The 12,702-nt window shown below is 41.5% G+C and carries 13 protein-coding genes; all 13 read left to right on the forward strand.

Annotation, left to right across the window (positions count from 1 at the left end; all coding sequences use genetic code 11):
• Position 1 precedes the first annotated feature (1 nt).
• Positions 2-409: a DUF350 domain-containing protein gene (locus JOC78_RS08940; RefSeq protein WP_204554336.1), complete on the forward strand. Its 408-nt coding sequence runs from the start codon at positions 2-4 to the stop codon at positions 407-409.
• Between the two features lie 267 nt (positions 410-676).
• A complete protein-coding gene (locus JOC78_RS08945; RefSeq protein WP_239587088.1) occupies positions 677-2,365 on the forward strand; it encodes a long-chain-fatty-acid--CoA ligase in 1,689 nt (562 codons plus the stop codon).
• 107 nt (positions 2,366-2,472) lie between these two features.
• The gene (locus JOC78_RS08950; protein ID WP_204554338.1) at positions 2,473-3,057 is read left to right on the forward strand and encodes a TetR/AcrR family transcriptional regulator; all 585 of its coding nucleotides are present in this window, start codon (positions 2,473-2,475) and stop codon (positions 3,055-3,057) included.
• Between the two features lie 29 nt (positions 3,058-3,086).
• Positions 3,087-3,860 carry an enoyl-CoA hydratase gene (locus JOC78_RS08955; RefSeq protein ID WP_204554340.1) on the forward strand — a complete coding sequence of 258 codons (774 nt, stop codon included), beginning with the start codon at positions 3,087-3,089 and terminating at the stop codon, positions 3,858-3,860.
• 66 nt (positions 3,861-3,926) lie between these two features.
• A complete protein-coding gene (locus tag JOC78_RS08960; protein ID WP_204554342.1) occupies positions 3,927-4,700 on the forward strand; it encodes an electron transfer flavoprotein subunit beta/FixA family protein in 774 nt (257 codons plus the stop codon).
• A gap of 27 nt (positions 4,701-4,727) precedes the next feature.
• Entirely contained in the window at positions 4,728-5,708 is a 981-nt protein-coding gene (locus tag JOC78_RS08965; protein ID WP_204554344.1) for an electron transfer flavoprotein subunit alpha/FixB family protein, read from the forward strand.
• 159 nt (positions 5,709-5,867) lie between these two features.
• On the forward strand, positions 5,868-6,182 hold the full coding sequence (trxA, locus tag JOC78_RS08970; RefSeq protein ID WP_204554346.1) for a thioredoxin: 315 nt from the start codon (positions 5,868-5,870) through the stop codon (positions 6,180-6,182).
• Positions 6,183-6,394: 212 nt separating this feature from the next.
• On the forward strand, positions 6,395-7,603 hold the full coding sequence (locus JOC78_RS08975; protein ID WP_204554347.1) for a hypothetical protein: 1,209 nt from the start codon (positions 6,395-6,397) through the stop codon (positions 7,601-7,603).
• Between the two features lie 187 nt (positions 7,604-7,790).
• Positions 7,791-8,741, forward strand: a complete 951-nt coding sequence (locus JOC78_RS08980; protein WP_204554349.1) for an SDR family NAD(P)-dependent oxidoreductase — start codon at positions 7,791-7,793, stop codon at positions 8,739-8,741.
• Positions 8,719-9,651 (forward strand): lysylphosphatidylglycerol synthase transmembrane domain-containing protein, encoded by a 933-nt coding sequence (locus JOC78_RS08985; RefSeq protein ID WP_275582021.1) that lies wholly within the window; start codon positions 8,719-8,721, stop codon positions 9,649-9,651. The genes JOC78_RS08980 and JOC78_RS08985 overlap by 23 nt, the downstream gene beginning before the upstream one ends.
• A 3-nt stretch (positions 9,652-9,654) precedes the next feature.
• Positions 9,655-11,121 (forward strand): alkaline phosphatase family protein, encoded by a 1,467-nt coding sequence (locus JOC78_RS08990; RefSeq protein ID WP_204554353.1) that lies wholly within the window; start codon positions 9,655-9,657, stop codon positions 11,119-11,121.
• Complete coding sequence (locus tag JOC78_RS08995) at positions 11,114-11,884, forward strand: glycosyltransferase family 2 protein (RefSeq protein WP_204554355.1); 771 nt, start codon at positions 11,114-11,116, stop codon at positions 11,882-11,884. The genes JOC78_RS08990 and JOC78_RS08995 overlap by 8 nt, the downstream gene beginning before the upstream one ends.
• A gap of 47 nt (positions 11,885-11,931) precedes the next feature.
• On the forward strand, positions 11,932-12,687 hold the full coding sequence (locus tag JOC78_RS09000) for a hypothetical protein (RefSeq protein ID WP_204554357.1): 756 nt from the start codon (positions 11,932-11,934) through the stop codon (positions 12,685-12,687).
• Positions 12,688-12,702: the final 15 nt, after the last annotated feature.

Genomic DNA, 12,702 nt, shown 5'->3' on the forward strand with positions numbered 1-12,702 from the left:
TATGAACCAATTCTGGGAAAATCCATATATCCAGCTGGCTGGTTACTATAGTGTCGTCGTCCTATGTATTATTTTGTTTTTAGCTGTCTTTGAACTGGTCACGAAATACCGTAATTGGGAAGAAATCAAGAAAGGCAATTTAGCTGTGGCGATGGCAACCGGAGGCAAGATCTTTGGGCTGGCCAATATCTTTAGGCATTCGATTCTGCAGAATGATTCCGTCGTCGCTATGGTCGGCTGGGGAGTCTTTGGATTTTTACTATTAATGGTCGGTTACTTTATGTATGAATTTCTGACACCGAGCTTTAAAATAGATGAAGAAATTGAGAAGGATAACCGGGCCGTGGGTTTTATTTCAATGGTCATTTCAATCGGGTTATCCTATGTAATCGGTGCAGCGTTAATTTAAGAAGGGACTAAAAGGATATGGAAACATTAGCAAAAGTTCTTCTAGTACTTTGCGGAGTATTTATAGCAATTGGAATTATCTATTTAATGTTTTTTGTATAAAGAAGTCACGCCCCGCTGTGGATGAGTAACATTTCTGCTCATTTCAAAGCGGGGTGTTTCTATATTAATATAAAATAATTTGATTTATCATTTGTCACTCGATCCGTACGTATAGTATAATTGAAGTGAATATTTTTAATATTCTAATTTATAAGGGGTGAAGATTATGAGTGAAAAACCTTGGCTTGTCCACTATCCAGAGGAAATCCCTCCTACTCTTGAGTATGCGAATCAGCCGGTGCAATCCTTTCTAACAAATGCCGCAAAAGATTATCCTGAAAAAATAGCGATTCATTTTTTAGGGAAGGAGTTAACCTTTAAAGAAGTGTATGAATCCTCTTTGAAAATGGCCCGGTATTTAAAGCGGTTAGGTGTCACTAAAGGCGACAGGGTGGCTATCATGCTGCCGAATGGACCGCAAGCTGTGATCAGTTATTTCGGTGCTCTATATGCAGGAGGGGTGGTTGTTCAGACCAACCCGCTATATACAGAAAGAGAAATTGAATATCAAATGAAAGATTCAGAAGCGAAAGTAATGATCACCTTAGATCTTCTATACCCCCGTGTGAAAAGCGTCATGAAACAAACGGAACTTGAACACTTAATTGTAACCGCTGTCAAAGATTATTTGCCTTTCCCGAAAAACATCATCTATCCATTTATCCAAAGAAAACAAACAGGCCTCAATGTTCAGATTGAACACCAAGGCACGAACCATCTTTTCAAGAAAATTATGAAGGAAGAAAAAGCAGAAGAAATTCCGCTTGCCATTGATTTTGAAGAAGATTTGGCATTATTACAGTACACGGGCGGAACAACTGGCTTCCCAAAAGGAGTCATGCTGACACATAAGAATTTGATTGCCAATGCTACGATGTGTGCGGCCTGGCTATACAAATGCGAAAAAGGAAATGGCGCCGTACTCGGAGTGATTCCATTTTTCCATGTATACGGAATGACGACGGTCATGGTACTCTCGGTCTTGCAAGGGCATAAAATGATTCTCCTCCCTAAGTTTGACACGAAAACAACTTTAAAAACGATCGCTAAGCAGCGGCCGACTCTGTTTCCGGGTGCGCCGACGATCTATATTGCTTTATTAAACGACCCGGACATCCAAAAATATGATTTATCATCCATTGATTCTTGTATCAGCGGCTCTGCTCCTCTGCCTGTTGAAGTGCAGCAGAAGTTTGAAGAAGTGACCGGAGGAAAGCTGGTAGAAGGATATGGACTATCGGAAACATCCCCTGTTACCCACTCTAATTTCCTGTGGGATCGCCCTCGAATTAAGGGCAGCATTGGGGTGCCGTGGCCTGACACAGATGCAGCGATCTTATCTATGCAAACAGGTGAATTCCTGCCGCCGAATGAAGTAGGGGAAATTGTGATAAAAGGACCTCAAGTGATGAAAGGCTATTGGAAGCGTCCTGAAGAAACCGAACAGACGTTTAAAGATGGCTGGTTCTTAACAGGAGACATTGGCTACATGGATGAAGAAGGCTATTTCTATGTCGTAGACCGCAAGAAAGATATGATCATTGCGGGAGGTTACAATATTTATCCGAGAGAAGTAGAAGAAGTGCTGTATGAACATGATGCCATTCTTGAAGCAGTGGTAGCCGGAGTGCCAGACCCATATCGCGGAGAGACGGTAAAAGCCTATGTCGTTCTAAAAGATGGATATCAAATAACCGAAGATGAATTAAATAAATATGCCAGAGAGCATTTGGCAGCTTATAAAGTGCCTAGAATTTATGAATTTAGAGATGAATTGCCGAAAACGGCCGTCGGAAAGATCTTGCGCCGGGTATTGGTGGACGAAGAAAAAAAGAAACTAGAGAAAACAAGTTAACTGAAAATAATCAATCGTTGCCCTCTTGACTATTAAAGAATCAGATTGTAATATAAGATTATGAATGAATAGTCATTCACTTTTGTAGATTGAGAGGGTGACAGCTTATGAAGAAAAACAAACCTAAATACCATCAGATCATTGATGCAGCTGTCGTTGCTATTGCGGAAAATGGCTACCATCAAGCTCAAGTGGCAAAGATCGCTAAAAAAGCGGGAGTCGCTGATGGAACCATCTATTTATACTTTAAAAATAAAGAAGACATATTGATCTCACTGTTTCAGGACAAAATGGGTCATTTTGTTGAAAATATTGAAAAAGTTATTGCAGGAAAATCGACAGCGGCGGAGAAGTTATTATTGTTAGTGGAAAATCATTTCAAAATGTTATCAGATGATCCACATTTGGCAGTTGTTACCCAGCTGGAGCTTCGCCAGTCAAATAAAGAACTGCGGTTAAAAATTAATGAAGTGCTGAAAGGATATTTACTTTTAATTGACCAGATTTTGAAAGAGGGAATTCAAAATGGTGAATTTAGAAAGACGCTAAATATTCAGCTGGCACGTCAGATGATTTTTGGCACCATTGACGAAACAGTGACAACCTGGGTCATGAATGAGCAAAAGTATGACCTCGTAGAGTCCGCTTCGGATGTGGGAGACATGCTGCTAAACGGTTTTTCTGTCCACTAAATGTTGAAACGAAAAGGGATGGTGAGTAAATGCAATACATATCTTGGGAGAAATCGGACCGAGTGGGGGAAATCACAATACAGCGTCCGCCAGCGAATGCACTGTCTAGTGTATTAATTGAAGAGATTGATGCAGCACTGAATAAGATTGAAGCGGATCAAGATATTCGTGTCGTTCTCATCAGCGGTGAAGGCCGATTTTTTTCAGCTGGAGCAGATATTAAAGAGTTCACTTCTATCGAAACAGGAGAAGAATTCTCTGAACTGGCCGCTCGTGGACAGCGTGTATTTGAAAGAGTCGAGAATTTCAGCAAGCCGGTCATTGCGGCTATTCATGGCGCTGCATTAGGCGGCGGACTTGAACTGGCTATGAGCTGTCATATCCGTCTTGTAACGGAAAAGGCGAAATTAGGCCTTCCTGAATTATCATTGGGACTTGTCCCAGGCTTTGCAGGCTCACAGCGCTTGCCGCGTTATGTAGGCATGCCGAAAGCTGCTGAAATGCTATTGACAAGCGAGCCGATCTCAGGCACTGAGGCCGTACAGTGGGGTCTTGCGAATCATGCGTATTCAGAGGACGAGCTGATGCCTAAAGCTAGAGAAATGGCAGCTAAAATCGCACAAAAGAGTCCTGTCAGCATCAAAGCAGCCATTGAGCTGTTAAATTATACGAAACATGCACAGTATCATGAAGGTGTGGCGAAAGAAGCTAAGCTTTTTGGTACAGTGTTTGTCTCTGAAGATGCGAAAGAAGGAATCCAAGCATTTATTGAGAAGAGAAAGCCTGAATTTAAAGGGCAATAATTTTTTTATTAAAAGATTTCTTAATCTTTTAAACTTATAGAAAGTGATTATACAGGAGGGGAAAATATGAACATCTATGTATTATTAAAAAGAACATTTGATACAGAGGAAAAAATAACAGTCGCAAACGGAGCCATCCAAGAAGACGGCGCGGAATTTATTATTAATCCATACGATGAGTATGCGGTGGAAGAAGCCATTCAAATTCGCGACGCTAAAGGCGGCGAAGTAACGGTTGTTTCTGTAGGCAGTGAAGAAAGTGAAAAGCAGCTCCGCACAGCTTTAGCAATGGGAGCGGACAAAGCCGTTCTAATTAACACGGAAGATGATGTAGAAGGCGGAGATCAGTTTACGACTGCTAAGATCTTAGCTGAATTCTTAAAAGATAAGGATGCAGATTTGATCATTGCAGGTAATGTTGCAATTGACGGCGGAAGCGGACAAGTAGGTCCTCGCGTAGCTGAACAGTTAAACATCCCTTACGTAACAACAATTACAAAGATTGAAATTGACGGGGAACAAGCTACGATTACTCGTGACGTTGAAGGAGATTCTGAAGTAATCGAAGCATCTCTTCCACTTCTTGTTACAGCTCAGCAAGGACTAAATGATCCACGCTATCCTTCTCTTCCTGGCATCATGAAAGCGAAGAAGAAGCCGCTTGAAGAATTAGAATTGGATGATCTAGATTTAGATGAAGATGAAGTAGAAGCGAAAACAAAAACGCTGGACATCTTCCTTCCTCCTAAGAAAGAAGCGGGCCGTGTGCTTGAAGGCGATCTAAGCGACCAAGTGAGAGAATTAGTGAACGTACTTCATAAAGAAGCGAAAGTAATTTAATAGACTAACAGACTGGGGGTAATCGACATGACAAAAAAAGTATTAGTATTAGGTGAAGCTCGTGACGGAGCATTAAGAAACGTATCATTTGAAGCCATTGCTGCTGGGAAAAAGATTGCTGAAGGCGGCGAAGTAGTTGGAGTATTAATTGGTGACTCTGTAAGCGCTTTAGGAGAGCAAATGATTCAGTATGGAGCAGATCGCGTCCTGGTTGTAGAGGATGAAAAATTAGCTCAATATACTTCTGATGGCTACTCTCAAGCATTTTTAGCTGTAGTTGAGCAAGAAAATCCAGAAGGAATTATTTTTGGACACACAGCTTTAGGAAAAGACCTGTCTCCAAAGGTTGCCAGCAAACTTGGCGCAGGCTTAATCTCTGATGCGACATCTGTTGAAGAAGAGGGCGGTCAAATCGTCTTTACACGTCCAATCTACTCTGGTAAAGCATTTGAAAAGAAAGTAGTGAACGAAGGAATTGTGTTTGCTACTGTTCGTCCAAATAACATTGAGCTATTAGAAAAAGATGCTTCCCGTTCTGGTGATGTAGCATCTGTAACAGCGGATATCAAAGACATTCGCACAATCATTAAAGAAGTTGTTCGCAAGGCTTCTGAAGGTGTTGATCTTTCCGAGGCGAAAGTCGTCATCGCTGGCGGACGCGGTGTGAAAAGTGAAGAAGGTTTTGAACCGTTAAAAGAATTGGCAGAAGTTCTTGGCGGAGCTGTGGGAGCTTCCCGTGGAGCGTGTGACGCAGACTACTGTGATTACTCTCTGCAAATCGGGCAAACAGGTAAAGTGGTTACACCAGACCTTTATATTGCCTGCGGTTTATCTGGAGCCATCCAGCATTTAGCTGGTATGTCTAACTCTAAAATTATTGTAGCGATTAACAAAGATCCAGAAGCGAACATCTTCAATGTTGCTGACTACGGCATTGTGGGTGACTTATTCGAAGTTGTGCCAATGCTGACTGAAGAATTCAAGAAGCTGAAAGTCGCTACATCTTAATACAGATGACACAGAGCAGCGGGATGCCTTCCTGCTGCTTTGTTGTTTATTTTGAAAAAAATTGGGGAAAGATACATCCGAGACAAAAAAATAGCATCACCTTCCAAACGGTGATATACTGACCATAGTATTTAGTTCATATTTAGGAGGTATTTTTTTATGGCAATTGTAAAAGCAACAGATCAAACTTTTTCATCTGAAACAAACAGCGGTTTAGTATTAGCTGACTTCTGGGCTCCTTGGTGCGGACCTTGTAAAATGATCGCTCCAGTTCTTGAAGAGCTTGATGCTGAAATGAGCGATAAAGTGAAGATCGTAAAAGTAGATGTAGACGATAACCAAGAAACTGCTGGTAAATTCGGCGTTATGAGCATCCCAACTCTTGTTGTCATGAAAGACGGCGAAGTAGTTGATAAAGTAATCGGTTTCCAGCCGAAAGAAGCTCTAGCTGACCTAATCAACAAACACGCATAAGTAAAAATATAGAGATGCCTGATGCGGTGTCTCTATATTTTTATGCCATTCACACTTCTTCTACCGTGAAAATTCAGCCCAAGATTGAATATTTTAATTTTATTACGAAATTTTCATTGACTATGAGAATCATTCTCGATATAATTTGTTTTATATTGATAAACGTTTTCATTTAAATAATACATAAGCAAAACTCAAGGGGGATTTTTCACATGAAGAAAAGAGATTTACAAGCAGTATTCGCATCATTTTTAGTAGCCAGTACGGTATTGGCTGGATGCGGAAGCACAGAAGAGGCACCAAAAGAAGAAAAGCAAGAAGAAGCAGCACCAGCGGAAGAGACTGAAGAGAAGCCAGCTGAAGAAACAGAAGCACCAGCTGCAGCGGGTGACGTGCAGGCACAAATTGACGCTCATAAAACATTTGGAGCTGAAAAAGACAAGCTGAAAGAAGAAGGCGGAGAAGTAGACTGGGCAGCAGTTGAAAAAGCTTACAATGAAAATCTTCAAGCCGCTGTTAATGATGTGAACGGTGAATTCGCACAAGGTATTGAAGCAGCTATTGCTGGCGGTCAATCTGGAGAGATCGAACCGGTAGTTGCCATGCAGCTTGTAGATAAGCTGACTCAATCATACTTCTATCAAAAACAAAAGAGTCTTCAGAAAGATGTTATAGCTGCTTTAACGGAAAAGAAAGCAGACCAGGCCAAAGCATCTTTTGAAGAAATCAAATTGATTACTGAAAATGTCATCGTTCCAACAGCTGAAAAACGTGATAACTACTATGAATTAACTGGTGAAAAAAGCATCGCTGAAAACATTAACAATGGATTAAAAGTTCAAGAAGAAGCTCTTCAAGCAGAAAATGCGGATGACTACCAAGTGTATTCTCAGCTGACTGATAAATCTGCTTATAAAGTGTACTATCTTGCTGCGAACGGCTATGCTGAAAAAATTGAAGCGGCTGTAAAAGAAGGCAAAGAAGATGAACTGCAAATCATGCAGGCGGAAGCATATGGCTTCTACCAAGCAATTAAAGAATCTTTAGCAGGCGGAGATGAAGAAGCTTCTAAGAAATTAGATGAGCTATTCTCACTAGACAGCGATCCAAAAGCAATCAAAGCGTCTGAAGTGAACAGCTTGTTCAACAAAGCGATTATCGGAAAAATCACTAGCTACCATGAAAAAGCACCTGCTGCTTTAGAAGAAGATAAAGCGACAGATGCGAAAACCTCAGCTCTTGAAGGCAATATGTTTATGAACATGATCGATATTCAATTAAACAAACAGCTGGGTGAAGACAAGGCGGCTGAGCTTCATGAGAAAGCTGAAAAATGGTATGCGGCAATTGAGGCTGGAAAAGCTGACGAAGCAAAACCTTTAAGTGAAGAGATCGTCTCTATGCTAGGTCAAGTAAAATAAACTGTTCAGCACGAGGCTGTCCTTATTCATGCCAACCTTTGAATTATTTTATCTCAAAGGAGGCATAGAGAGGGCAGCCTCTTTCTATGAGAAGTTTCCTTATATGTCTGGTACATTCAGGTAGAGGTGAGAAGGTAACAGCTATGTTACAATAATAAGGACGCTGAAACAGAAAGAGTGAATGAAAATGAAAGTGCTAGTAACAGGAGGAGCCGGATTTATTGGAATGCATACGGCTTCAACGCTTATAGAACTAGGTTATGAAGTACATATTGCTGATCTGCTTCACTCCTATTATTCTTTAGAACGAAAGAATATTCATTTGCAGCAGATTGAAAAAACGGGTAAGTTTCATTTCTGCCGAGTGGATTTGACAGACCGCAAAGCGACAGCTGAATTATTCACTGCGGTGAAGCCGGATGCGGTTATTCATCTTGCGGCACTTCCGGGTGTAGCTTATTCACTGGAAGAGCCGCTTTTATATGTGGATTATGATGTGAAAGCAACGATTAATGTGTTAGAAGCAGCTGGAAAGTCAGATGTGAAAAAAGTGGTGTTCGCCTCTTCTTCTTCTGTATACGGAGACCAGCCAGGCAAGCCTTTAAAAGAAGAAATGGCAAATGGACAGGTCATTTCTCCCTATGCAGCTTCAAAATGGAGCGCGGAATCATTTTGCCATGTTTATGCCTCGCTTTATTCATATTCTGTATCGATTCTGCGCTTTTTTACTGTATATGGTCCGTGGGGACGTCCAGATATGGCGATTGCTAAATTTATTAAATTAGCTATGAACGGTCAGCCTGTAGAAATATACGGACAGGGAAGCGGCCGGGATTATACATATGTAGATGATATAGTGAATGGAATTGTCCTTAGCTTAACGGATGAAAAGCCATTTGAAATATGGAATGTCGGTGCAGGCCATCCCGTTTTAATGAGCAGGCTTTTAGAAAGGTTAAAGATGTATTTTCCGGCACTTGAGGTTCAGATAAAAGGTCATCGCACCGGCGACGTGACTTCTACATGGGCGGATATATCAAAAATGACTAAAGACAAGAGCTATCGGCCAACTGTATCGATTGAAGAAGGGCTAGAACGTACAATTAAATGGGCGTATGAAAATAAAGAATATCTTTAAAAAAATAAAGCTTTCGGTATCAGTCGCGTTGATTTTTCTGTTTTTGAGTTTGATTTTTATGAAATTATCGCCTGAAGCTTTTTGGGAATCTATTCGTACGGCATCGAAGCAGCCTTATTTATTATGGTTTGGTTTCATCGTCTATGGGCTATCTTTTGTCATGAAAGCTCTGGCATGGAGATGGTACCTCGGGCAGAGAATAACGTTTTCCACGTCGCTGATTAGTATTTGGTACGGATTGCTGATCAATCATTTGTCTCCCGTCAAAGCTGGGGAGTTTTTTAGAGCGTATATCTTTCGTGAGCGAGAAGATGTGGACTATTTAACGGCTTTACAGTCTGTCGCGGTCATGAGGGTTTTTGATTTGTTTTCTCTATGTGTGATGATTTACATCGGTTTATATTGGCTTTCGGTGCCTGCTCACTTTTCATTTTGGCTTTTGATAGGAGGAAGTCTGGCAGGCGGGGCAGCTGGAATGATCTTGTTCAAGCTTTGGCCAGATGTGATTCGAAAACAAATCCGATTTTTTAAAGCCACTTTTTTCAGGTTATCGACAATGCCTGTATTCCTGCTCGTTTTTCTTAGCTGGGGTATGGAAGCCGCTCTCATTTGGTCGGTTGCTGAAGCTCTTGGCCAGCCGGTTGAATGGGCAAAAGCGATTTGGATCAACAGTGTCACCGTGGCAGGTCAAGTTTTTCAAGTCACCCCTGGCGGCCTAGCCAGCTATGAATCTGTCATGGCACTGTCCTTTCGTTCGGCGGGCTATTTCATCGAATTTGGCATGACAGTGGCCATCATCACCCATGGCATCAAATTCTTGTTTTCATTTATTGCAGGTGCGGCGGCTTGCATACTGCATCCGCTGTCCTTAAAGAAAGTGTTTAGATTGTATAAAGAGAGGAAGCGTTAGCTCATGAAAAGTGCATCGAAGTTTGAGAAGTTTGCTGCCCGATGCTGGAACTTATTAAATGAAGGAAAACCATTCACACCGATCTTTGTGATTGGAACCATGCTTATCTATCAATTGTTTGCGTCAAATACAATGGAAGAGTGGCAAGCGGTTGGGTCAAGCTTTCTGTTTATTGTGCCGCTCTTGGTGCTGTATTTTATTTATGATTTTCCGCTGTTTTTACGAAATTATCTTTGGATACCATTCATCGCTTTCATATTAATGGGCGGAACGGTTGATTTCCCACTGATGTTCTTAGCGCTTGGACTGTATTTCTTCTTCACCGTTTTCTTTTGGGGAACCATCTATTATTATTTGCGCATAGGCATTACCCTTTGGAATTTCACTCGATTCTGGAAGCTCGTGTTAAAAAACAGTGACTCCACAAGCGGCAACGCGCAGGAGCAGCTGCCGAAATTTTTGTTAATCTTAATGCTTTGGCAGCACTTTGCCAGCGGGCAAATCTCAAGTGAGGCATTCAATTATAGTGATTTAGGTGTATTTTATGGGGGAGTGCTGATCTTTACCTATATTCTTCATCGTTATTTGTTCGACTGGAAACCGAAGCCGTATGAGCAATATGCAGAGATGCCTCTGATTGATTCTAATCACCAAACGGATCGGGTTGTTGTCATCGTCATTGACGGCATGAGGAAAGAGCGCTTTTATGAAGCCGATACGCCTTATCTCGATTATTTGAAAGAAAACGGTACAGAGTATACGAATATGGAAACCGTTTATCCCGCGAGAACCGTGGTATGCTTCTCCTCCATGTTTACAGGCACGTACCCATTTGAACATGGAATCAAATCGAATATGGTATACAAGCTCGGAATTAAAACAGAAAGCATATTTGATTCGCTTCGAAAAGTGGGCAAAAAAGGACGATTGCTGGGTATTGCTCATTTAGTAGATGCCATGGGCAGTGACGTAGAAACGGTAACAGCTGTCATGAATAATGATCAAGCAGACCCGAACATCATGCAGCGCGCGAAGAAAATTATGAAAGAACAGGATCCCGATCTCTTCATTGTGCAGATGATTGCGACCGATCAAACAGGTCATAGCCGCGGCGTATTATATGATGAGTATTTGCAGAAAATTAAAGAAGCCGATGCTCTGGTGGAAGACTTTGTCGGCTGGCTTCAAAATGAAGGAAAGATGGACAATACGACATTGATCATTTGTGCAGATCACGGCCAGGCAGACGGGATTGGCGGACATGGCCATTTAGATGAAGGGGAACGTTTTGTTCCATTTATCATGCACGGGCCAACGATTCAAAAAGGGGTGAAAGTCGAGGAACGCCACAGTTTAGTTTCAATGGCCTCGACACTTGCGTATATTTTGGGGGCACCGCTTCCGGATCATGCAAGGGGTCCTGTACTAAAAGAAGCATTCTTGAAAAGGAAGGAAAAGAAGAATGAATAAACTAAAAGTAGTTGTATTTCTCCCTGCTTATAATGAAGAGGAAGCGATCGGAGCGGTCATTGAGAAAGTTCCTAGACACTTTGATGAGCAGGTGACAGTAGAAGTGCTCATTATTAATGATGGATCGACGGATCGAACAGTTGAAGTGGCAAAGCAAGCTGGAGCCGATCATATTGTTCATATGGACAAGAACAGCGGCCTTGGTGCTGCTGTTCGCCGCGGCTTAAAGGAAAGCGTTGCTCTTGGTGCCGATATTGCTGTCATGATTGATGCTGACGGAGAATATCCTGCATGGCAAATTCCTGAATTGATTTTACCAATTAGAAATGGCGAGGCAGACTATACCATGGGCTCTCGTTTTCTTGGAACGATTGACGGGATGAAAGTCCACCGCCGAACAGGAAATTATTGTTTTACCTTGCTCCAGTCTATTTTATTGCGAAGATGGATTTATGACGGACAATCGGGCATGCGGGCCTTTTCACGGGAAGTCATGGAAGAAGCTGAAATCATCCATGACTATAACTATGCGCAGGTAGTGACCTTAAATATTGTCCGTAAAGGTTTTCGGATGATGGAAGTGCCGATCGACTATCAAGTTCGAACGACCGGCCAGTCATTCATTAAATTTAAATCTTATATGATGAATGTGATACCGGCGATTTATAAAGAAATGAAAAGACCGGTTAAAAATCTGAAAGCTGATTCGATTCACCCGAACAAAAAGTCTGAAAATAAGCGTTTTTTGCCCAATAATCATTGACAAGAATACTGATAATCATTATCATTAAATTAACAGGAGGCGCGAAGATGAAAAGAACCAGTCTTTTTTTTAGTTTAATAATGATATTCGTTCTCAATTGCATGGCTTTTCCAGGGGGAGCTAATGCCTATTCTTATGGAGACCCCGGGGAAGAAAAAATGGCCGAAGCGTATAAAGAGCTTGCTAATCATGTAGAAAACGATGATTGGGAAAAAGCTGGTGAAGTATATAATACATACAAAAAAGATTTCGAATTGTACTTTACAAAAACGCAGCCTGATATTGAAAAAGCATTAAAAGAAGAAGATAAAGACTTGATGCTCCGCAGCTGGCAAGCGGCCATGCGATTAAATATTGAACGCCGCCTCCATTTCGCTGAAGAGCAATTCGATGATTACGGCCAAGCGAAACTCCTTTTGGCTAAAGCAAGAGGGACATTCACCGTTTTAGAGCCGATGATGTTAGAGCAGACCGATCAAAAAACAGTAGATGCCATTTACCAGGCGTTTGATGATTCTTTAAAGGCATTGGGAAACCCGGGATTATTCGGAATTGGCAATCAGCAGAATGAGCCGGAAGTATTTAAAGAAAAAATAGAGTTCATAATCAGTGAAATCAGTCCGCAATTTCCGATCGTTTCTGAAGAAGAAGACGGAAGTCACTTGACCGAAGAAAATCTTGGTCTGTTTGATGGAATGGATGAGGGAGGAAGCTCTAGCTTCTGGCTATGGTTTTCTGTCGCATTAGTCGTTATATTAGCTGCATTAATCATTAATAATAAACGTAAACAAAAGAAACAATAGATCACGAGATTTTAA

This window comes from Bacillus ectoiniformans (assembly GCF_016908875.1).
Taxonomy (GTDB): Bacteria; Bacillota; Bacilli; order Bacillales; family Domibacillaceae; genus Bacillus_BX; species Bacillus_BX ectoiniformans.